At 56.5% G+C, this 20,695-nt stretch carries 22 protein-coding genes; 15 read left to right on the top strand and 7 right to left on the bottom strand.

Annotated elements, in window-relative coordinates:
• Positions 1 to 379: 379 nt before the first annotated feature.
• Positions 380 to 2,485 (top strand): HAMP domain-containing methyl-accepting chemotaxis protein, encoded by a 2,106-nt coding sequence (locus tag ACQY5R_RS14375; protein ID WP_428609617.1) that lies wholly within the window; start codon positions 380 to 382, stop codon positions 2,483 to 2,485.
• 94 nt (positions 2,486 to 2,579) lie between these two features.
• On the top strand, positions 2,580 to 3,467 hold the full coding sequence (locus ACQY5R_RS14370; RefSeq protein ID WP_428609615.1) for a 6-pyruvoyl trahydropterin synthase family protein: 888 nt from the start codon (positions 2,580 to 2,582) through the stop codon (positions 3,465 to 3,467).
• 40 nt (positions 3,468 to 3,507) lie between these two features.
• Here ACQY5R_RS14370 and ACQY5R_RS14365 read toward each other — a convergent pair whose 3' ends face one another.
• The 4 genes from ACQY5R_RS14365 to ACQY5R_RS14350 all read right to left on the bottom strand — a co-directional run bounded on the left by ACQY5R_RS14365 (position 3,508) and on the right by ACQY5R_RS14350 (position 6,366).
• Entirely contained in the window at positions 3,508 to 4,842 is a 1,335-nt protein-coding gene (locus ACQY5R_RS14365; RefSeq protein WP_428609613.1) for a dihydroorotase, read from the bottom strand.
• Positions 4,843 to 4,912: 70 nt separating this feature from the next.
• The gene (gene gloB, locus ACQY5R_RS14360; protein ID WP_428609612.1) at positions 4,913 to 5,692 is read right to left on the bottom strand and encodes a hydroxyacylglutathione hydrolase; all 780 of its coding nucleotides are present in this window, start codon (positions 5,690 to 5,692) and stop codon (positions 4,913 to 4,915) included.
• An 18-nt stretch (positions 5,693 to 5,710) separates the two neighbouring features.
• Positions 5,711 to 6,136, bottom strand: coding sequence for a phosphoribosyl-AMP cyclohydrolase (hisI, locus tag ACQY5R_RS14355; protein WP_428609610.1), 426 nt, complete (start codon positions 6,134 to 6,136; stop codon positions 5,711 to 5,713).
• Positions 6,133 to 6,366, bottom strand: coding sequence for a hypothetical protein (locus ACQY5R_RS14350; protein ID WP_428609609.1), 234 nt, complete (start codon positions 6,364 to 6,366; stop codon positions 6,133 to 6,135). Before ACQY5R_RS14350 ends, hisI begins: the two co-directional genes overlap by 4 nt.
• Positions 6,367 to 6,522: 156 nt before the next feature.
• Between ACQY5R_RS14350 and fur the strand changes: the two genes are divergently transcribed.
• The 11 genes from fur (at position 6,523) to ACQY5R_RS14295 (ending at position 13,538) form a co-directional block, all read left to right on the top strand.
• On the top strand, positions 6,523 to 6,954 hold the full coding sequence (gene fur, locus ACQY5R_RS14345) for a ferric iron uptake transcriptional regulator (RefSeq protein WP_428609607.1): 432 nt from the start codon (positions 6,523 to 6,525) through the stop codon (positions 6,952 to 6,954).
• Between the two features lie 14 nt (positions 6,955 to 6,968).
• Entirely contained in the window at positions 6,969 to 7,298 is a 330-nt protein-coding gene (locus tag ACQY5R_RS14340; RefSeq protein ID WP_428609606.1) for a DUF1820 family protein, read from the top strand.
• 97 nt (positions 7,299 to 7,395) lie between these two features.
• Positions 7,396 to 7,956 carry an ankyrin repeat domain-containing protein gene (locus ACQY5R_RS14335; RefSeq protein ID WP_428609604.1) on the top strand — a complete coding sequence of 187 codons (561 nt, stop codon included), beginning with the start codon at positions 7,396 to 7,398 and terminating at the stop codon, positions 7,954 to 7,956.
• 58 nt (positions 7,957 to 8,014) lie between these two features.
• The gene (locus ACQY5R_RS14330) at positions 8,015 to 8,470 is read left to right on the top strand and encodes a hypothetical protein (protein WP_428609602.1); all 456 of its coding nucleotides are present in this window, start codon (positions 8,015 to 8,017) and stop codon (positions 8,468 to 8,470) included.
• Between the two features lie 136 nt (positions 8,471 to 8,606).
• The gene (locus ACQY5R_RS14325; RefSeq protein WP_428609600.1) at positions 8,607 to 8,918 is read left to right on the top strand and encodes a BolA family protein; all 312 of its coding nucleotides are present in this window, start codon (positions 8,607 to 8,609) and stop codon (positions 8,916 to 8,918) included.
• Between the two features lie 214 nt (positions 8,919 to 9,132).
• Positions 9,133 to 9,507: a cell division protein BolA gene (locus ACQY5R_RS14320; RefSeq protein WP_428609598.1), complete on the top strand. Its 375-nt coding sequence runs from the start codon at positions 9,133 to 9,135 to the stop codon at positions 9,505 to 9,507.
• 100 nt (positions 9,508 to 9,607) lie between these two features.
• Positions 9,608 to 10,384 (top strand): TRAP transporter TatT component family protein, encoded by a 777-nt coding sequence (locus ACQY5R_RS14315; protein ID WP_428609596.1) that lies wholly within the window; start codon positions 9,608 to 9,610, stop codon positions 10,382 to 10,384.
• Between the two features lie 81 nt (positions 10,385 to 10,465).
• Positions 10,466 to 11,461, top strand: a complete 996-nt coding sequence (gene dctP / locus ACQY5R_RS14310) for a TRAP transporter substrate-binding protein DctP (RefSeq protein ID WP_428609594.1) — start codon at positions 10,466 to 10,468, stop codon at positions 11,459 to 11,461.
• Between the two features lie 3 nt (positions 11,462 to 11,464).
• On the top strand, positions 11,465 to 11,806 hold the full coding sequence (locus ACQY5R_RS14305; protein ID WP_428609593.1) for a cupin domain-containing protein: 342 nt from the start codon (positions 11,465 to 11,467) through the stop codon (positions 11,804 to 11,806).
• Entirely contained in the window at positions 11,803 to 12,276 is a 474-nt protein-coding gene (locus tag ACQY5R_RS14300) for a TRAP transporter small permease (RefSeq protein ID WP_428609592.1), read from the top strand. Before ACQY5R_RS14305 ends, ACQY5R_RS14300 begins: the two co-directional genes overlap by 4 nt.
• Complete coding sequence (locus tag ACQY5R_RS14295) at positions 12,273 to 13,538, top strand: TRAP transporter large permease (protein WP_428609590.1); 1,266 nt, start codon at positions 12,273 to 12,275, stop codon at positions 13,536 to 13,538. The genes ACQY5R_RS14300 and ACQY5R_RS14295 overlap by 4 nt, the downstream gene beginning before the upstream one ends.
• 27 nt (positions 13,539 to 13,565) lie before the next feature.
• On the opposite strand, the gene ACQY5R_RS14290 is transcribed toward ACQY5R_RS14295, so the two are convergent.
• Positions 13,566 to 14,492, bottom strand: a complete 927-nt coding sequence (locus tag ACQY5R_RS14290) for a histone deacetylase family protein (RefSeq protein WP_428609589.1) — start codon at positions 14,490 to 14,492, stop codon at positions 13,566 to 13,568.
• A 79-nt stretch (positions 14,493 to 14,571) separates the two neighbouring features.
• On the opposite strand from ACQY5R_RS14290, the gene ACQY5R_RS14285 reads away from it, so the two are divergent.
• Positions 14,572 to 17,253: a GNAT family N-acetyltransferase gene (locus ACQY5R_RS14285; RefSeq protein ID WP_428609588.1), complete on the top strand. Its 2,682-nt coding sequence runs from the start codon at positions 14,572 to 14,574 to the stop codon at positions 17,251 to 17,253.
• A gap of 86 nt (positions 17,254 to 17,339) precedes the next feature.
• Here ACQY5R_RS14285 and ACQY5R_RS14280 read toward each other — a convergent pair whose 3' ends face one another.
• Together ACQY5R_RS14280 and ACQY5R_RS14275 are read right to left on the bottom strand one after the other, a co-directional pair.
• On the bottom strand, positions 17,340 to 18,230 hold the full coding sequence (locus ACQY5R_RS14280; protein ID WP_428609586.1) for a sigma 54-interacting transcriptional regulator: 891 nt from the start codon (positions 18,228 to 18,230) through the stop codon (positions 17,340 to 17,342).
• A 7-nt stretch (positions 18,231 to 18,237) separates the two neighbouring features.
• Complete coding sequence (locus ACQY5R_RS14275) at positions 18,238 to 18,957, bottom strand: sulfite exporter TauE/SafE family protein (RefSeq protein ID WP_428609585.1); 720 nt, start codon at positions 18,955 to 18,957, stop codon at positions 18,238 to 18,240.
• 239 nt (positions 18,958 to 19,196) lie between these two features.
• Between ACQY5R_RS14275 and ACQY5R_RS14270 the strand changes: the two genes are divergently transcribed.
• Complete coding sequence (locus tag ACQY5R_RS14270) at positions 19,197 to 20,666, top strand: AAA family ATPase (protein ID WP_428609584.1); 1,470 nt, start codon at positions 19,197 to 19,199, stop codon at positions 20,664 to 20,666.
• The last annotated feature ends 29 nt before the right edge of the window (positions 20,667 to 20,695 follow it).

The following is a 20,695-nucleotide window of genomic DNA, read 5'->3' as shown; positions in this document are numbered from 1 at the left end:
CCGCCGTTGCTCCTGCTGCCGCACTGCTTTTAGCTACCAGTACACAGACCGCAAAGGCACAAGTAGCAGATCCTTATGCTACAACTCCTCCTATCCTGAGATAGATTTCGCGCAAGGCGGTTTTATCAACTTTAACGGGAGCCTCAGCTCCCGTTAATGCTTCTATCAAGCAAATACATCAATATCCATATAGAGTCGTCACTTCTTCATGCGGACGGTCCCATCCAATCTCCTACCGCCCTGTCCATAACCATACATTTTATGGGATCTTAAAGATTCCTTCGTCGGCGCCGTTAACCCTCCAAATACTAAAGAGATCCGACAATAAAGTTGGACCACATAACAGGGATCCATGAGATTCCTGACTGGAGGTAGTCTCGTGTTCAGTTCAATGAAAATCCGCCATAAGGTGTGGGCCGGCTTTGCGGTGCTGCTGGCCATTATAGCCGCCATATCGATACAGACCCTTAGCAGTCTGTCGAACGTACAACAATCGGTTGTCGAGATGGTGCAGATACGCCAACCTACCGCTCTGCTATCCAAAGAGCTGTCTGCCACGATCCATAAGACCGCCAGCGCACTGGGCTTTTTTCTTTCCACCAAGGAGGAGAGCCATCGTGAGGCATTCCTCAGAGGATTAACAGATTCGGGGGAGTTGGTTGAAAGACTCAAAGGTCTCAAGGCAGTTACCTCAGACAACCAATCGGCCGCTCTAGTGGGCGGTATCGCCCAGGACCTGCAGCAGTTTCGCGACCTTGGAGATCGCCTGCTGGATACCGCTACCAGCTATGAAAAGAACTTTCCGGGTATCGCCTACGCCAATGCCGACCTGAACCCGATGAGTCGAGTCATGGTCCAGCTCACTTCTCAGATGATCGCTTCCGAACAGGAAGAGGAGGCCAACGAAGAGCGTCGCGTACTGTTGACCTTATTCTCTGATTTACGTTATGCCTGGAGCAACGTCATGAACAGCATTCGTGGCTATCTGGCATTTCGCTCGGAAGCAGTGACCAATGACCTCAAACTCTATGTAGAACGCACCGAACAGTTACTCACCCAGCTGTCGGAGCACGAAGATGAACTGACCCTGGATCAAGCCGATTCCCTGCAACAATTCAAGAGCCAACTGGATACCTATAAAACCAATATCGACAAAATGATGCTGATCCACGGCGGCGACCAGTGGCGTACCGATGCGTGGTTGGTACGTAGCGAACTGACACCGCTGTTCCATGAGATCGACACCAAGTTGAACGCACTGGAGTCTCTCCAATCAGAGGCCATTTCCCAGACCAACACGACGTTGATTGATGAATCCGACCGGACAACCTTGACCGTTTCAGTTCTGATGGGTATCGGGTTGATCATCGGACTGTTTATGGGCTGGTTGATTAGCCGGGCCATCTGCAAGCCACTTGGAGAAGTGGTCAACGCCCTGGATGATATTGCCCACGGGGAGGGAGACTTGACCCGTCGCCTGGAGAGCCGCAGCCAGGATGAGATCGGCCACCTGGCCCAAGCCTTCAATACCTTTATCATCAAGATTCAGGGATTGGTACAGCATACGGCAAACGCAACCGGTCAAGTCATCAACGCCGTGGCCGAGACAGAGGAGAGCACCCGCCATATCTCCCGCATGGTACTGGCACAAGAACAAGAGACCCAACAGGTGGCAACGGCTATTCATCAAATGTCAGCCACCATCAGCGAAGTCGCCAGCAACGCGGCCAGCGCCTCGGAGGCGACCCGCTCCGCCACCCAAGAAGCCGCAGCCGGCCATCAGACTGTCGATGAAACCGCTCACTCCATTCAGGCGCTGCATAGCGAAATCACCCAGGCGGCACAGATCATCGGTCAGGTAGAAAAAAACAGCGAAGGCATCGGCAGCGTGTTGGATGTAATCAAGGGTATCGCCGAACAGACCAACCTGCTGGCGCTGAATGCAGCTATCGAGGCGGCACGCGCCGGTGAACAGGGACGCGGATTTGCCGTGGTCGCAGACGAAGTACGTAATCTGGCTACCCGCACCCAGGAGTCGGCCGGTGAAATTGAGGAGATGATCCATAACCTGCAAAACAACACCCACCAGGCGGTCAAAGCGATGGAAAAAGGCTGCAGCACGGCCGAAGAGAATGTCCAGCAAGCCAACAGCGCCCGCACCTCCCTGGAAGCGATCAACGCCGCCATTGAGACCATCAACGCCATGAACCGACAGATCGCCCTCGCCTCGGAGCAGCAAAGCAGCGTATCCGACGAGATCAACCGCTCTATCATTTCCATCAGCGAGGAGAGCAAGAGCGCCGCCAAACTGTCTCAGCAATCTATGACCACAACCACACACCTCGGCCACCTGGCAGCGGAACTGCAACAAGTGGTGCAACAGTTCAAGATTTCCACCGATCATCCCGCCATCGATCCGACACCCCCCTCATCCGCCGACACAGAGAATCTGACGGCAGAAGAGAAGGAGGAGCAGGCAGCATAATCACTATTTTCTGTTACTCCTAGGACAACATACTCAGCCGTTGACACAGGCATAGCCCGTTCCGGGCTTGCCTGGACAGGCAAAGCCTGTAAAGATGCTCAGCCTTACACGGCTGAATACCCAATACATCATGACCACCCTGTTCGTTAACCGACTGACAGTAATAGACTTTTCTTATCTTGATCCCACAGCGGGCCTGTTGGGAGAGAGTTGGCTGGTGGATATTGAACTGGACGGATCGCTGGACCACCAAGGCATGGTGCTGGACTTTGGCGAGGTAAAAAAGCAGGTCAAACAGTGCATCGACCAGGAGTTTGATCACCGTTTACTGGTCCCTGCCCGATACGCCGATTGTCAGATTCAGCAGCAGGAACACCGCTGTGACATTCGATTCAGGCTAACGTCGGGTGAAACCCTGACCCACAGCGGTCCCACTAACGCGGTCACTTTAATCCCGGCGGAATCCATCAACGAAGCCAGCCTGATTGAGGTGATCATCGACAAACTCAAACCACGTTTGCCGGACAATGTTCAGGGCTTGCGCCTGCGACTCTACGCCGAACCCATTGAGGGTGCCTGGTATCGCTACAGCCACGGATTGAAACATCATGCCGGGAACTGCCAGCGTATTGCCCACGGACACCGTTCACGCATCACCATCTTTCGCAATGGCAAACGGGATCAGCAACTGGAGGAAAATTGGGCACGCCGCTGGCACGATATCTATATTGGCACCAGCAGCGATCTGCTGACACCCGCCTCTTCGGATGACCAGGCTTGCTACCGCTTTGGGTATACCGCGAACCAGGGTCTCTTTACCCTGGAACTTCCCCGTCAACGCTGCTACCTGATTGATACCGATTCGACGGTGGAGAACCTGGCCCAACATATTGCTGACGTATTGAAGCAAGAACACCCTACCGACAGTTTCCGCGTCGAAGCCTACGAAGGGGTCGACAAAGGGGCTATCGGGCGCAGCTGAGTGGCAAAAAGGTCAGTGGAAACGGCCAATACCCACCGCCTTAGCGATCAAACTCCAAGCGTTGCCCCAATATCGCGTCATTGACCCGACCATTGCGATACGCCATCTGACCGTTCACAAAGGTGGCCACAATGCGCGAGCGCAACCGCTCACCTTCCATAGGCGACCAGCCACACTTATACAGGACATCCCGACGCTCGACACGAGTCGGATTGTTCAAGTCCACCAGCGCCAGATCCGCCCAGTACCCTTCACGCAGATAGCCACGCTGAGCCACATTGAATAGACGCGCCGGCGCGTGGCTGGTTTTCTCAACCACCTGCTCCAAACTGATCAATCGGTCATGGTAGAGTTCAAGCAACATCGGCAGCGCCCACTGCACCAACGGCAATCCGGCCGGCGCGTTGAAATAACTGTTGAGTTTTTCATCCAAGGTGTGAGGAGCATGGTCCGTGGCAACCACATCGATCCGCCCATCCACCAGCGCTTTACGCAAGGCATCGCGATCGGACTTGCTCTTCACCGCCGGATTACACTTGATGAAGCTGCCCTTACGCGCATAATCCCGATCATCAAAATAGAGGTGGTGCACGCAGGCTTCCGCCGTAATCCGCTTATCCGCTGATCCGGCCTCGAACAGCTCCAGCTCACGGGCGGTGGTCAAGTGCAGGACATGTAAACGGGTGTCATGCTTTTTCGCCAGCTCCACCGCCATGGACGACGAGAGATAACACGCCTCGGCGCTACGGATTTCAGGGTGGCACTCGATCGGCACATCCTCTCCGTACTTCTCCCGGTAGGTCTGCTCCAGGTGCATGATGGTCGGCGTATCCTCACAGTGTGTGGCCACCAATATCGGCGCATCCTTAAAGATCGCCGCCAACGCTTTTTCACTGTCGACCAGCATGTTACCGGTTGAAGCCCCCATAAAGACCTTGATACCGCAGGCCTGCTTCGGGTCAACCCGCACAATCTCATCCAAATTATCATTCGTGGCACCGAGGTAGAAGGCATAGTTGGCCAGTGATCGTTCGGCCGCCAAAACATATTTCTCTTCCAACGCGGCACGCGTGGTGGTTTGCGGGTTGGTATTGGGCATATCCATGAAGCTGGTGATGCCACCGGCCACCGCTGCCCGGGATTCACTACGCATATCGCCTTTGTGTGTGGCCCCCGGCTCACGAAAATGGACCTGATCATCGATCATGCCCGGGATCAATGTCCGGCCCTCCGCATCCAGCACCCGAGCCTGATCAGGCACAGCGATCTCTGGGGAAATCTGCTCGATACGCCCGTTGCGGATCAGCAAATCTCCTTCCAGGATCCGCCCGTCATTCACCATGGAAGCATTTTTTATCAGGATTTGTTCGGCCATGGATTTCTCAATTCAGTAGTTAATGTAAAGGCAAGCTAGAACGACGCTTCTTATTGATGCCAAAATGCGGCTAATCATACTCTCGATCTTTCCAGCGACGAATGGCGGAAAACACCTCCGCACCCTGGGCTAGGGAATGACCGACATAACGCTCGGCCGCCGCCAGCACAGCCGGTTGCGCCACACGCAGGAACGGATTCGTGTCCAACTCCGTCTGCAGGCGGGACGGCACCGTATTGTCGCCTTGCTGCAACTGCGCTTGCGCCTCCTGCTCGCGCTGTTGGATGGCCGGACTATCCGGTTCCACCCACTTGGCAAACCCCAGGTTCGCCAGCGTGTATTCATGGGCACAATAGACCAGTGTGTCAGCCGGCAACGCCGCTATCCGTTGCAGCGAGTCGTGCATCTGCTCATGGGTACCGCCGAATATCCCACCGCATCCCGCCGAAAACAGCGTGTCGCCACAGAATAGCAAGCCCTCGCCATAATAGGCGATATGCCCTTCCGTATGCCCCGGCACTTCCAGCACAGTGAAGTGGGCATCCAGTCCGGGAATGTCAGGCTGGTCACCCTCATTAAGCCTTACCTTGATACCCCGGATCGGCTCTTTGGCCGGCCCCAGGACCGCCACCTTGGGATAAGCGAATTGCAGATCCATTACCCCGCCGGTGTGATCAATGTGCTTATGGGTAATCAGGATGGCGCTCAAGCGCAATCCCTGTTGTTCCAACCAAGACAAAACCGGCTCACTCTCGCCAGGATCAACGGCCACCGCCGTTTCGCTGCCTGGATTGTGCAACATCCAGATAAAGTTATCTTTAAATGCCTTGACTGGGGTCACTTCTAACATAGCCTGAAATTCCGTCAATTAGTGTCCGTAAAGCGTCTCGGGGTCGATCAGTGGTTCGCTCACCACCTCGACCCGGTCACCACGTACTGCGTTATAGAAACAGGTTCTACGGCCGGTATGGCAAGCCGGCCCGGTCTGATCCACCAACAGCAGGATCGTATCGCCGTCACAATCAAACCGCATATCCTTCAATATCTGTACCTGCCCGGATGATTCGCCTTTACGCCAGAGCTTTTGACGTGAACGGGACCAGTAGCAGACCCGCCCCTTCTCCAACGTCTCATCCAGCGACACGCGATTCATCCAGGCCATCATCAACACTTCACCGGTATCGTGCTGTTGAGCGATTGCCGGGATCAATCCATCGCTGTTGTACGGCAAGCCGTCCAACACCTGCTTCAACGGCAAGCTTTGGCCCAGCTTGAACTTTTCACTCTCTTTCATGCGGCACCTCCCTGTGCCGCACCCTGTCGGGCGGCCTTCGGCTGTGAAAACTGGCTGTCCTGCCAGTTTTTCATGCGGCATACACCTCCCTGTGTCGCACCCTGTCGGGCGGCCTTCGGCTGTGAAAACTGGCTGTCCTGCCAGTTTTTCATGCGGCAGGCACCTCCCTGTGCCGCACCCTGTCGGGCGGCCTTCGGCTGTGAAAATTGTCTGTCCTGCCTATTTTTCATCATTCAATCCAATTGTATTACCTAGCTATTCAAGGGAATCATACCACTGATGAGATGCTGCCATGTACCCTGTGCAGGCGGAGTGTGATTGATGCCTTATACGGAGGCAGGGTGGTATACTCGAAACCAAGCAATACCTAATCAGGAACAGGGCCAGTGACCGAATACACAACCAAATTGAAAGAGGCTGGACTCAAGGTCACCCTTCCACGACTCAAAATCCTTGAAATACTGAGTCAGGGCGAGGGACAACACGCCAGCGCCGAGGATATCTATAAGATACTGCTGACCCATGACGAAGACATTGGTGTTGCCACCATTTATCGCGTCCTCACCCAGTGTGAACAAGCTGGCCTGGTAAAACGCCATCAGTTTGAAGGAGGAAGGGCCGTCTTCGAGATCGCGGAAGGCGACCATCATGATCACATCATCTGCGTCCGTTGCGGCCTGGTTAAGGAATTTAACGACGAAGTAATCGAATCCAGGCAGCGTCAAGTCGCCGAGCAAGCCGGATTCAAAATGGCCGAGCACAATATGACCCTCTACGGGCTCTGCAAAGATTGCCGGCGGCAAACGGAAAAAACCTGATCACTTCATTACGCATGCGCATATTCAGAATCTCTTTCGTCAACCAGGGAAAAGTCTATCAGCTTTACGCGGAGTCGGTTAAACAGGCCGACGTCTTCGGTTTTATCGAGATCAGCCATCTGGTTTTTGGCGAAGCCAGCGGTCTGGTGATCGATCCTTCCGAAGAGAAACTGAAAAATGAGTTTAGCGGTGTCAGCCGCACCCTGGTCCCGATGCATGCCATCATCCGTGTCGACGAGGTGGAAAAGCGCGGCCAGTGCAAAATCATGGACCTGGATGGCAACGCTAATATCACCCCCTTCCCCAGCCACTTCTACCGCCCAGACAAGGGCTCGGACAGCTGACACCCTCTCTCGAATACCACGCCAACATTGCGAATAATCATTGCGGTGGATTGACAGACATTCCAGCATAAGAATACCCTAATGTTTGGTGATTCCTATGCACACCCGTTTTACCCAAATGGTTTTGCTGCTGCCCTCACTGCTCTGCCTGGCCGCCTGCTCTCCCTCGCAGAACTCGACCGAGACAGGCCCTCCCGCGCTGATTACAGCTGCTGAGCAAGGCGATATACTCAAGATAGAGCAGTTGCTGGCTAACCAAGACCCGGTAGATAGCCGGGACAGCTGCCACTGGACTCCACTGATGAAGGCGGCGCTCAACGGCCATACTCAGGTGGCGGCAGAGTTGATGGATGCCGGAGCCAGACTGGATCTGGTGGATAAAGGGGGTTATACCGCACTGATGCTGGCCGCCTCGAATAACCACGTCGAATTGGTCAAGTCGCTACTCGCGCGGGGAGCTAATCCCAATCTACAGGAATCCACCAAAGGCTGGACAGCCCTGATCTGGGCCGCCAAACGGGGACATCTGGAGAGCGTCTCAGCGCTAATCAGCGCCGAAGCCGACAAGGAAATAACCGACTTTAATGGAAACACGGCCCGCACCTGGGCCAAACAAAACAGTCATCCTGAAGTGATTCGATTACTGAACAGCTCTTGACGCGTCGCAGCATGCTGCCGACAACGATAACCACACCGTCTATTAAGGGAGATTCATGATGAACATCAGCAATGACCAGGCGCTTAAGGATGCCCTGAACAGCCTGACCCGGGAACAACAACGCGTCCTTGGCGCACGCTACACCCTCAACATCAGCAGTCTGGTGGACAACCCCAGATTGAAGAGTGCCTTGCAAGTGGCGGTAACCCCGGAAAGCACTGAACAGGAGTTGAAGGATGCCTATAAAGTGGCGAAGTCCATCGCCACGAAAACCTATACCGCCTGTGGACGGGATGCGGATTGGGGACTGCAGGCCGAGCATTTTATTGCGGCTGCCTGTGCCGCCGTTTTGACACCCGATGCACTGGTAACAGAGACCTTTAACGCCGCCTGGAAAGCCGCCATTCAATCCCGCATGGCGAAGAACTGCCTGATGATCGAAAGTGATTCGGGTGAGCTGGAAAATGAGGCGGATAAGCAGTACGCGCTGACGGAAGCGTTCCTGGGCGAATAGTCCGGCGGGGCAAAGCCCCACTGTTCACATTGAATATTTCGTGCTCGAAAAGGCTTATTATTGGGTACGAGCGACTTACTGTGCACAAAATGCGCAGAGCAGTATTGCCGCAAGAAACCATTCCCAGCTAGGTAAAATGAGCATGAAAGAGAGACTGACCGCACTGATTGAGGGTAGCCTACATCCGGATTATCTCGAGGTGATCGACGAGAGCTATATGCACAATGTCCCCAAGGGCTCCCAATCCCATTTTAAGATCGTCGTCGTCAGCGATCAATTCGAGGATGTGCCGTTAGTCGCGCGACATCGCCAGATCAACAGCTTGGTCAAATCCCTGTTTGCCGATAGCCTGCACGCCCTGGCGTTACACACCATGACGCCGGCAGAATGGGCGTCACGGGGCGGCACCTTCCCAAAATCCCCTCAATGCATGGGTGGGTCCAAATAGCGGGGCCCTTCTCTTCAATGGCTCATATTTAAGGAGCCATTCCCCTCTCCTGCCCCGGAGGGGGGCAATGCCGGCGGAACAGTCACGACACCCAAACAAAGTGATCAGCCGGCACCTTAAGGTGATCTCCCTCGCATACCCCTCCCTACTGCTTGCACTTTTCCGGGTTTTTCCTTACTTTCGGTAACACATAATAATTATTCGGGGGATGGGTATGACGATTTGTTCGCAAATAAAAGGGTTTGCGCGCAGCCATGAACGGCTCGCCGACCTTTCATCGCTGCTGGCGGTGGCGCTGCTGTTTTCAACCATCTGGTTCGCTATCGATTTTCAGTCGGCCATCTTCATCTGGGCAAAACAGAGCATTCTACTGCACGGACCGCTGGTCATACTCTCTTTGGTGCTGGATGTTTTCCTCATCATGTTGCTGTTGAACATCGGCTCGACCCGTCTTGAAACTCCGGGAGAGAGTCACACTGACCGCTGTTTCGGAACCTTCAGAGGCCGGCGACATGGAGGGTTCAACCTCGGTACCGCCTTCCGCAACTGGGTCCACCATATTGAACAGGTCAATAAGAAACACCGCTGATCCTGCTTTCCGGAAGAAGCCCAAGACATCTTCCACCCGTTCATCGGGTGGGGCTCTGATACTGGCCTGTGTCCTGGCATTGCTTGCCGGCTGCGTCTCCATGGCCACCGAAAGGCTGGCCGGCAATCTCGCCAGCGCCATGCTGAATCAGGATGATCCCGACACCGTCCGGGCCGGCGCGCCCGCCTACCTGCTATTACTCGATGGCCTGATCAGGCAAAATCCCGATGACCGCGCCCTGCTGGTTGCCGGCTCCCGTCTATACGGGGCCTTTGCCACCGGGTTGATCACGGAACCGAAACGGGTGAAGCGACTGACCCAGCGATCGCGCGAATATGCCCAGACCGCCTTTTGTGCACGCTATGCCATCATCTGTGAAGAGGCGTCCGCCCCGTTTGACCGGTTCGCGACGACCCTTGACCAAGTCGACCCTGATGATCTGCCGCTGCTCTACGCCTATGCCACCAGTTGGGCCGGCTGGATTGCTGCTCGCCACGACGACTGGAATGCCTTGGCCGATCTGCCTAAGGTGGAACGGTTGCTGGAACGGATCATCGCCCAAGATCCCGGATACGATCATGGCCGGGCGCAACTCTATCTGGGGGTCATGCGCTCCCAACTCCCCCCAGCGCTTGGTGGAAAACCGGAGACCGGCAGAACGCATTTTGAACTGGCCATCACCTACTCCAAGGGCCGTGACCTGATTGCCAAGGTTGAGTACGCACAGCACTACGCACGGCTGATGTTTGACCAGCCACTGCATGATCGGCTGCTGCATGAAGTGCTCGCCGCCCCGGCACAAGAGCCGGATCTGACCCTGAGTAACATCCTGGCGAAACAGCAGGCTGAGCACCTGTTGAAAGATGAGTACTTCTAAGAGCCTGTCCGACTTAACACTGATCTACTGCGGAAAAAGTATTAAGCTTAAAGCCAATCAAAACCAATGCCTGGATGCACCATGCCCAAACGCCTGCTAACCCTGCTGTTGCTGCTTATCTTAGCCACCCCGATATATGCCACTACCCTGAAGATCGCCACTTTGGCGCCAGACGGTACCAGTTGGATGAAGATGCTGCGATCCGGTGCCGAGGAGGTGGAGCAACGGACCGAGGGCAGGGTTAAGCTGCGTTTCTATCCCGGCGGCGTAATGGGCAACGACAACAGCGTGCTGAGAAAGATACACATCGGACAGCTGCATGGCGGGGCCATTACCGCCGGCGGTTTGGCCGCGATTTATCCGGACATTCAACTCTACAGTCTGCCATTTCTGTTTCGCTCTTTCGATGAAGTGGACTACGTACGGAAACAGATGGATCCAATGCTGATTCACGGACTGGAACAGGCTGGATTCATCAGCTACGGAATCAGCGAGGGGGGCTTTGCTTACCTGATGTCGCAACTGCCGCTGGCGCGAGTGGAAGAGCTGCAACAGCGCAAGATCTGGAGTCCAGAGGGCGATCAGATCAGCCTGAGCGCATTCCGCAGTATCGGTGTTTCACCGGTACCCCTACCCCTGACCGATGTGCTGACCGGACTGCAGACCGGATTGATCGATACGGTGGGGTCCTCACCGGTGGGAGCTATTGCGCTGCAGTGGCACACCCGCATCAAACATGTGGCTGATATTCCGCTGATCTATCTCTACGGCACCTTGGTAATTCATGAAAAAGCGCTGAAAAAGATCGCCCCCGGCGACCAGGCAATTCTCAAAGCCGTGATGGAGGCGCGCTTTCAACAGATCAACGCCAAAAACCGACAAGACAATCTGGGTGCACGGGCAGCGCTGCAACAGCAGGGCATTCAATTTTACCAGCCGATGGACGGTGAGCGCGCCAGTTGGCAACAGTTGATTGATAAGGTGGAGGCCAACCTCAAACAGGAGAATCGACTTGATCCGGCACTCGTCCAACAGCTGCAACAGTTGCTGGATAGCTATAGAAAATCCCAAGGATAGGCGATGCATCCACATAACCTGTTGTCTGACCAACCCACCCACCTGACACAGGAACAAGCCGATACCCTGGTGGAAAACCCGCACACCAAACTCATACGGATCATCAGCCCACCCCATTTCCGTTCCCAACTGTTTCTGCAACAAGAGGATGAGTGGGTCATGGTGCTGCAGGGCGAGGGGGTATTGGAAATCGCCGGAGCCCCGGTGCAGATTGGCCCGGGCGATAGCCTGCTGATACCCGCCGGCACACCACACCGGGTGGTGGACACCTCGGCCGAACCGGCCTGCATCTGGTTGGCGCTGCACATGCACGCGGGAAATCCCATTGCCGGAGACAGGGAGTGAGCTCTCTCGTCAAACAGTTGCAGCGTCTGGAGGATCTGCTCCTGACCCTGTTGTTGACCGGCATGATCCTGTTGGCCACCGGCCAGATCATGCTGCGTAACATCTGGGACTACAGCCTCTTCTGGGGCGATCCCACGCTACGCCTGATGGTGCTCTGGCTCACCCTGTTGGGCGCCATGGCCGCCACCCGGGACAACCACCATATCCGTATCGACCTACTCGCTCGTTACCTGCCAGAACGAAGCCTGGCGTTCATCCAGCGTCTGACCAACAGTTTTGCCACGCTGATCTGCGCCCTGCTGGCCTGGCATTCGGCCCGCTTCGTGCTGTTTGAGATGGAAGAGGGGAGTCGCTTTCTCGACCTCTTGCCGATCTGGCCGTTTCAACTGATCATGCCTATCGGCTTCGCCATCATCACCCTGCGGCTACTGATTAACAGCCTGTTACCCCAACACCGGGAGTCCCCGTGATCCTGGCTGGCCTACTGCTCCTGCTGGCACTGCTCGGCGCCCCGCTATTCACCATTATCGCCGCCAGCGCAATGCTCGGTTTCTACCAGTCGGAGATCGATCTGTCGGTAGTAGCGATTGAGTTTTACCGCATCGCCGAGATGCCGGTACTGCTGGCGATCCCGCTGTTCACCTTCGCCGGCTACCTGTTGAGCGAGAGCGCCGCCCCCAGCCGCCTGGTCCGCCTCACCCAAGCGCTATTGGGCTGGATGCCGGGCGGACTAGCCTTGGTCTCTCTCGTGGCCTGCGCCCTGTTCACCGCCTTCACCGGCGCGTCGGGCGTTACCATCGTCGCCCTGGGCGCCCTGCTCTACCCCGCCCTGACCCAATCCGGTTACCGGGACAATTTCAGCCTCGGCCTGGTCACCACCTCCGGCAGCTTGGGTCTGCTGTTCGCCCCGGCACTGCCACTGATCCTCTACGCCGTCATTGCCCAGCAATTGGGGATCGCCCACAACATCACCGTTGACGCCATGTTTCTGGCCGGCGTCCTGCCTGGCCTGTTGATGCTAAGCCTGCTGGCCGCCTGGTCGATCTTCTCCAGCCGTGACCTGCCTTTGACGCCCTTTTCAGCCAACGAGGCCCTCGCGGCGGCAAAAGCAGCGATATGGGAACTGCCGTTGCCGATCGTTGTGCTGGGGGGCATCTATGGCGGCTTTTTCGCCATCTCCGAAGCAGCGGCGGTAACTGCCTGCTACGTCTTGGTGGTGGAAGTGGTGATTCTGCGAGAGATACCGCTGAAGCGGCTACCGCAGGTAATGCGGGAATCGATGGTGCTGGTCGGGGGCATTCTGATCATTCTCGGACTCTCCCTGGCCTCCACCAACTATCTCATCGATGCCGGTATTCCGCGGCAGCTGTTTGATACAATCCGGGAACTGGTGAGCAATAAACTGGCCTTTCTTATTCTGCTCAATATCTTTCTGCTGATCCTCGGTACCATGCTGGATATCTTCTCCGCCCTGGTACTGATGGTGCCGCTGCTATTGCCCATCGCTATCGGTTACGGTGTTGACCCGGTGCATCTCGGCATCATCTTCCTCGCCAACATGCAGATCGGTTATTTTACGCCACCGGTAGGGATGAACCTGTTTATCGCCAGCTACCGCTTTAACAAGCCGGTGTTGCAACTCTATCTGGCCACCCTTCCCTGGTTTCTGATTCTGCTGGCGGCACTGCTGGCCATCACCTACTGGCCCTGGTTGTCGCTCGCTCTGTTATAAGCGACGGAAAGTCGTGGCCGCGACAGATTACCGATGTCCCAGCAAGGCATCCAGATGTGCCAGCACACTGCGGGCCAGTGAGCCATGCTCATAGCCGCCCTCCAGGGTCGATACGATGCGCCCCTCGGCGTACTGATCCGCGATTTCCTTCAAACGGGTGGTCACCCAGTCATAATCCGCTTCACGCAGGCGCAGGTGGCTCATGTCATCGGAGATATGGGCATCGAAACCGGCTGAGACCATTACCAGTTGCGGCTTGAAGTGATGCAGGGCCGGCATCCAATGCGCCTCCACCTGCTTGCGGAACTCTTCACCGTTCGTGCCGGCCGGTAGGGTAATGTTGACGATATGGTCCGTCTCGGTCTCGTGGCCGGTAAAGGGGTAGAAGGGGTGTTGAAAACTGGAACAGAACAGTACCCGGGGATCGGTGGCAAAGATGTGCTCGGTACCGTTCCCGTGATGCACATCGAAATCGATGATCGCCACCCGCTCCACGCCGTACTGCCTGATCGCGTAGGCGGCGCCTACCGCTACATTATTGAAATAACAGAAACCCATGGCGCGATCCCGTTCCGCATGATGTCCCGGCGGACGAATGGCACAAAAGGCGGATGTCACCTCCTTGTTCATCACCAGATCGACCGCCATCACCAACGCACCGGCCGCACGTCTTGCCGCATCCAGGGTTTTAGGCATCATGAAGGTATCACCATCCAACTCCAGAATGCCTTCATGGGGGGCATCGGTAAACAACATGGAGATGTAATCCGGGTCGTGTGCCAGCTCCAACTGCTCGCGTTTTACCAATGGTGCTTCATACTGATTCAGTGCCAACTCCATGCCGGTACTGATTAACAGATCCTGTATGGCGCGCAGGCGACCCGGCTGCTCCGGGTGATCTTGACCAACATCATGCAACAGGCAATCGGGATGCGAAATATAGGCTATAGGCACAACTCAACCCTCAAAAAAATGTAAAATTCCCTTCACATAGCTACTCTAAGCTTTTCCCACGCGACAGGCAAAAAAGACCATGGGTCCACACCATCTCGACACCCTCTTCTCACCCAAGAGTATCGCCGTATTCGGGGCCAGTGAAAAACCGGACAGCATCGGTACACGGGTATTCAAGAATCTGCTACAAGCCGGCTTTAAAGGCGAGCTCTATCCGATTAATCCCGGCCACAAAACGGTACAAGGGCACCGCTGCTTTAAGCAGATCGGCGATATTGAGATTCCCGTCAACCTGGCGGTTATCGCCTCCCCGGCCAAGACCGTACCGTCAATCATTCGAGAGTGTGGCGAACAGGGGGTTCGTGCTGCCGTGGTGTTGACCGGCGGATTCCGGGAAACCGGACCGGCCGGGGCCCGTATCGAACAGTCGATACTGGAAATCGCAAAACATTACAACCTACGCCTAGTCGGCCCCAACTGTTTGGGGCTGATGCGCCCCAGCGTGGGATTGGATGCCACCTTTCTGGAGACACCGGCTCCGGCCGGCGGCTTGGCACTGGTTTCACAATCCGGTGCTCTGTGCACCGCTATCCTGGACTGGGCAAAGCCGCATCAACTCGGATTCTCCACCGTGGTCTCTCTCGGCAACGCCAGCGACATCGATTTTGGCGATGTCCTGGATTACCTGGCTTCCGACTACAAGACCTCCGCTATACTGCTCTATATCGAAGGCATACACGACGCGCGCGCCTTTATGAGCGGCCTGCGCACAGCCGCCCGTGCCAAACCGGTCATAGTGCTCAAGGTCGGCCGGCACGCCAAAGGCTCTCAGGCCGCCAGCACCCACACCGGAGCGATGATTGGCTCCGACGATGTATTCGACGCCGCACTGGAGAGAGCCGGCGTAGTCAGGGCCATGACCTTCGGACAACTGTTCGCGGCCGCCGAGATCCTCTCCGCCGGTAAAAAAGTCAACGGCAACCGGCTGGCCATTATCACTAACGGTGGGGGGCCGGGGGTCCTGGCCACAGACAGGGCGGAAGACCTGCGGGTCGAGATTGCCCAACTCAGTGAAGAGACAGTTGCCACTCTGGACAAACAGCTACCGGGTAACTGGTCTCACAACAACCCCATCGACATCACCGGTGATGCCGGGCCGGAAGCCTATGGCGAAGCGGTCAAGGCATGTCTGAAAGACCCGAATGTGGACGGTATCCTCACCCTGTTCACCCCGTTACCCATGAGCAGCCCCCTGGACGCCGCCCAGGCGGTTGTGGAGGCGGCGAAAGGCCGGAAGGGCAAACCGGTTCTGGCATGCTGGATGGGGGAAACACGCATCCGCGAGGCCCGGGAACGGCTCTCCGCCAACCACCTGCCCAGCTTCATCACGCCGGAACGGGCGGTAGAAGCCTTCGCCTATCTCTCACGCCACTGCCAAAATCAGAAATTGTTGCTGCAGACACCCGGCCCACTCTCGGATCAGCGCGATCCCGATGTGGAGGGGGTCCGTCTGATTATGGAAGCCGCCCTGGCCGAGGGGCGGGAACTGCTCACAGATCTGGAAGCCAAGGCCGTTTTACGCGCCTTCCACATCCCCTGTACCCAGACTATCGAGGCCACCACGCCGACCCAGGCACTGGTGGCGGCAGAGACCGTCGGGTTTCCGGTAGCACTGAAGATCAACTCCCCCGATATCAGCCACAAATCGGATGTGGGCGGGGTACGGCTGAATATCAATAATGCCCCGGAAGTTCACAGTGCCTTCAAGTCGCTGATGGAGTCGGTACAGAAACGGCATCCGGGAGCGCAGATTCTCGGCGTCACGGTCGAACCGATGTCAGCCAACCCCAACACCCGGGAGTTAATGGTAGGGGTAAAACGCGACCCGGTATTTGGTCCGGTGATCGCCTTCGGTTCCGGTGGCACAGCGGTTGAGATTCTTCGCGACAGTGCCGTGGCACTGCCGCCACTCAACAGCTTGCTGGCACAGCGTCTGATCGCCAGAACCCGGGCTGCGAAGCTGTTGGAACCCTTCAGGCAGATGTCAGCTGTCGATCCCGAAGAGGTTGAGCATGTGCTGTTACGAATATCCGATATGGTCTGCGAGCTTCCCCATATCAAAGAGATGGATATCAATCCTCTCCTGGCGGATGACCAGGGTGTGGTAGCGGCGGATGTACGTATCCGCGTCACCCGCCCATCCACTGCCCCCATTCCTTATGCTCACATGGCCATTCACCCCTATCCGACCCAACTGGTCAACCGCTTCCACCTGCCGGACGGCACGGCCCTGACCATCCGGCCGATTCGACCGGAGGATGCCGATACGGAACAGGAGTTCGTGCGCAACATGTCGCCGGAGGCAAAATACTTTCGCTTCATGCAGACCATCGAAGAGCTGACTCCCGAGATGCTGGCACGCTTCACCCAGCCCGATTACGATCGGGAGATGGCCCTGATAGCGGTAATCAACGAAAACGGCAAGCGCACTCAACTGGGCGTCGCCCGCTATACCGTCAATCCAGACAGCCAGTCCTGTGAATTCGCCCTGGCCGTGCTGGATACCAAACGCCGAATGGGTATTGGCTCAAAATTGATGGAAGCACTGATGGAAGCCGCCAGAACCCGGGGCATCCGTATGATCGAAGGTGAGGTGCTCTCGGACAATAACCGCATGCTCTCACTGATGCGCCGGCTCGGCTTTGCCATCCGTAACTCTCCGGAAGACACCGGTATCCGCATCGTGGAGCGCTGGTTGTAGACCGGCACAATTCGGCACAGAAAACCCGGTGTTTTTCGTGTCGCTACCGCAATGATCACCAGCCGAATAAGACGGCCCAGCCAGTTTCAGGTCTCTATGGCGTGTTTCTGGATGCGATAGAGCAGGGTATCGCGGGTCAATCCCAACAGGCGCGCCGCCTTACTGCGATTGCCGCCGCTCACGCTGAGCGCCTGACGGATGATATCGCCCTCCAACTCAAACAGATCGATGCCGTTCTCCGGCAAGGAGAACAGTCCGGACTGCTTGGCTATGGCGACATCACGCCGCATCTCCGGTGGCATATCGGCCGGCTGTACGATAGCGCCCGGCATCAAGATAACCATACGTTCACAGAAGTTGCGCAGCTCACGCACATTGCCCGGCCAACGGTACTGTTTCACCAGGTTACGCGCCGTGACGGAATAACGTGGCGCCTTACGGCCATGGTACCGGGCAAGATCGGCGGTAAACTGCTTTAACAACAAGACAATATCGTCGACACGCTCACGCAATGGTGGCACCGCCAACGGCACAACGTGCAAACGATAGTAGAGATCTTCCCGGAACTGTCCGGCGAGCTGTCGCGACATCAGGTCGGTGCCGGTTGAGGCCAGCACACGGACAGCCGGAAAACCGCTATGGCGAGCTTCTACCGACTCGATAAAATGCAGCAACTTGGCCTGCGCATCCGACGACAGGTCCGCTACTTCATCCAGGTAAAGGGTGGAACCATTCGCGGTAGCCATGAGCGCGGCTTCCAGCTGACAAGCATCGATACCGGCACAACCGATTACCCTGAACTCACCCTTCGAGTGTCGACTGGCTGCATGAATTTCCCTCGCCATCAACGCCTTTCCTGAACCCGGTTCGCCGGCAATCAATACCGGCGCATCCGTCCCAGCCACCATACGGGCCGCATTCAGCGCCCGAGTAAAGACGGGAGAGTGACCAAACATCTTATCCGCAGTACTGTTCATAACCGTATCACTCGCTACCTAGGGGCGCCTGTTGATAGGCTGTCACATCCAGCAGAGCCGGGTACCAAAGCGTCAACAGACCGACCAGTATAATAATCGACCCGACTCCCACCTTCAAATAGGGGTTTTGGGCGTAACGGTAAAGCCGTCCGGCCAACAGGCCTGTCGCCATCACAGACGGCAAGGTGCCCAGACCAAACGCCGCCATGTAGAGCGCGCCATTCACTGGCCCCACCTTAGTGGCCGTGGAGATCAGCATGGTGTACACCAGACCGCACGGTAACCAACCCCATATCGCCCCATAGACGACGGCCAGCGGAATCGATTCCACCGGCATCAACCGCCGGCCAAGCGGTTCAAGCCAACGCCACAGCGGTGCGCCGATTCGTTCAACCTGCGCCAATCGCGGCAACCAGCCCGCAATATGCAGGCCTATCAACACCATGATCAATGCGGCAAACCACTGTAACCAGCGGTGCCCTTGCCCCGGTCCCAGGGCTTCCAGCAGGGCACTACCCAGCAAACCGATCAGGGCACCGGCGGCCGCGTAACTGAGGATCCGGCCGCTGTTGTAAGCCAGCAAAAACAGCATGAATTTCATACTATTCTGACGCAGGGTCGACGGTAACCCGTAACTCAGTGCACCGATAATGCCGCCACACATGCCGATGCAGTGCAGCGTGCTGAACAAGCCAACGGTAAACGCCAGCGGCAATGACAGGTCCAATTAAATCCACCATCTCGTATCTAACTCCACAGACGGACTCACTCCTTCTGCAGACGTGTTGTCATGTGATGACCCGTCAGCGCCATCACTACCCGGTATCCCACCGTCCCGATATGATATGACATTCTCTCAAAATGGGTATTGATGAATGACAATTGCCCACCCGCGCACCTTTTGTCTGCTATGCGGGATTAAAGACTGATAAAGTGCGCCGGGATGGGCACAACAAAGGACTAATAATGAAAGAGCTGCACGATCTTGAGCTGATTCTGACTTCCCATACCCCGGTCATCGTCATCGAGTCGCTGGAGGAGGTGCGCGTCACCCAGATGCTGGCGCAACTGGGGTTGAGGCTCGACCATCCCATGTACCAATGGGCGGTTACCGAGGGGCTGAAGCGTTTGGAGGCGGATTTCGGGGCGCAGAAATTCACCTCGGAGCCGCTGGAAGTATTGAAGCATATCAAGTCGGTTTCCCAGCCGGGATACTATCTGCTACTGGACTTTCACCCCTTTCTCGACAACCCGATTCATGTACGGCTGATCAAAGAGATCGCCCAGGAGTATGAGCAGATCGCCAAGACCCTGATCTTCCTCAGCCACGACATTCCCATCCCCCCCGAAATCCGTCACCTGACCGCACGCTTCAATCTCCGGCTACCGGACCGCGCCAGTATCAAGATGTTGATCAAGGAGGAGGCGCGGCGCTGGCAGTCACACAACCGTCGCAAGGTGCAGGCCGATCCGCTTGCGGTGGATCGCCTCGCGTCCAATCTCACCGGCGTCACCGCTACCGACGCCCGACGGCTGATCCGCTCAGCTATCGAAAATGACGGCGCCATCAGCCAGGATGACCTTCCCGGCTTGATGAAGACCAAGTATGAATTGATCAACCAGGACGGTGTGATTGCGTTTGAATACGATACAGCCAGTTTTGCCGACGTGGCCGGTCTGTCGCGGCTCAAGGAGTGGCTAAGCCAGCGTCATAAATCCTTTGCCGGTCACAGCCCCAGCCTGGATCCACCCAAGGGGATTATGCTGTTGGGGGTACAGGGCGCCGGCAAAAGCCTGGCCGCCAAGGCGGTAGCCGGTACCTTTAGCGTCCCGCTGTTACGTATCGACTTCGGCATCCTCTACAACAAATACATTGGCGAAACGGAGAAGAACCTGCGCAACGCCCTGGAGATCGCCGAGAGTATGGCGCCCTGCGTACTCTGGATGGATGAGATCGAGAAAGGGGTCTCGCCCAGCCAATCGGATGACGGCGTATCACTGCGCATCCTCGGCACCCTGCTCACCTGGATGGCGGAAAACCGCCGTCGCGTCTTCATTGTCGCCACCGCCAACGATATCCAGCGCCTGCCGCCGGAACTGATTCGCAAGGGCAGGCTGGATGAGATCTTTTTCATCGACTTGCCCCGCCTGGACGTGCGCCGGGAAATCTTTGAAATACACCTACGCCGCCGCAACCAAGCACCCAGCGGGTTCGATCTGGAGCTACTGGCAAACAGCAGCGACGGTTTCACCGGCGCGGAGATAGAACAGGCGATCGTCTCCGCCCTCTATGCGTCCCAGGCGCAGGAGAACAGGCTGGACACCCAGCACCTGCTGGAAGAGCTGGAGCGGACCCGGCCGCTATCAGTGGTGATGGCGGAAAAGATGGATCAGTTACGGTCATGGGCGGCGGAACGTACCGTGCCGGCAGACTAACTATCGGAAAGCGGCTACCATACCCACCT

This window comes from Sedimenticola sp. (assembly GCF_050289425.1).
GTDB lineage: Bacteria > Pseudomonadota > Gammaproteobacteria > Chromatiales > Chromatiaceae > Sedimenticola.
Note: the sequence above shows the minus strand (reverse complement) of the source record. Positions and strands in the feature narration are given on the sequence as shown.

Coding starts and splice junctions, on each gene's coding strand:
- ACQY5R_RS14285 (WP_428609588.1), top strand. CDS start 14,572: ATGGGTCCACACCATCTCGACACCCTCTTCTCACCCAAGAGTATCGCC.
- ACQY5R_RS14305 (WP_428609593.1), top strand. CDS start 11,465: ATGCATCCACATAACCTGTTGTCTGACCAACCCACCCACCTGACACAG.
- ACQY5R_RS14270 (WP_428609584.1), top strand. CDS start 19,197: ATGAAAGAGCTGCACGATCTTGAGCTGATTCTGACTTCCCATACCCCG.
- ACQY5R_RS14340 (WP_428609606.1), top strand. CDS start 6,969: ATGCGCATATTCAGAATCTCTTTCGTCAACCAGGGAAAAGTCTATCAG.
- ACQY5R_RS14315 (WP_428609596.1), top strand. CDS start 9,608: ATGGCCACCGAAAGGCTGGCCGGCAATCTCGCCAGCGCCATGCTGAAT.
- ACQY5R_RS14370 (WP_428609615.1), top strand. CDS start 2,580: ATGCTCAGCCTTACACGGCTGAATACCCAATACATCATGACCACCCTG.
- ACQY5R_RS14365 (WP_428609613.1), bottom strand. CDS start 4,842: ATGGCCGAACAAATCCTGATAAAAAATGCTTCCATGGTGAATGACGGG.
- ACQY5R_RS14320 (WP_428609598.1), top strand. CDS start 9,133: ATGACGATTTGTTCGCAAATAAAAGGGTTTGCGCGCAGCCATGAACGG.
- ACQY5R_RS14325 (WP_428609600.1), top strand. CDS start 8,607: ATGAGCATGAAAGAGAGACTGACCGCACTGATTGAGGGTAGCCTACAT.
- hisI (WP_428609610.1), bottom strand. CDS start 6,136: ATGAAAGAGAGTGAAAAGTTCAAGCTGGGCCAAAGCTTGCCGTTGAAG.
- gloB (WP_428609612.1), bottom strand. CDS start 5,692: ATGTTAGAAGTGACCCCAGTCAAGGCATTTAAAGATAACTTTATCTGG.
- ACQY5R_RS14280 (WP_428609586.1), bottom strand. CDS start 18,230: ATGAACAGTACTGCGGATAAGATGTTTGGTCACTCTCCCGTCTTTACT.
- ACQY5R_RS14330 (WP_428609602.1), top strand. CDS start 8,015: ATGAACATCAGCAATGACCAGGCGCTTAAGGATGCCCTGAACAGCCTG.
- ACQY5R_RS14350 (WP_428609609.1), bottom strand. CDS start 6,366: ATGAAAAATAGGCAGGACAGACAATTTTCACAGCCGAAGGCCGCCCGA.
- dctP (WP_428609594.1), top strand. CDS start 10,466: ATGCCCAAACGCCTGCTAACCCTGCTGTTGCTGCTTATCTTAGCCACC.
- ACQY5R_RS14335 (WP_428609604.1), top strand. CDS start 7,396: ATGCACACCCGTTTTACCCAAATGGTTTTGCTGCTGCCCTCACTGCTC.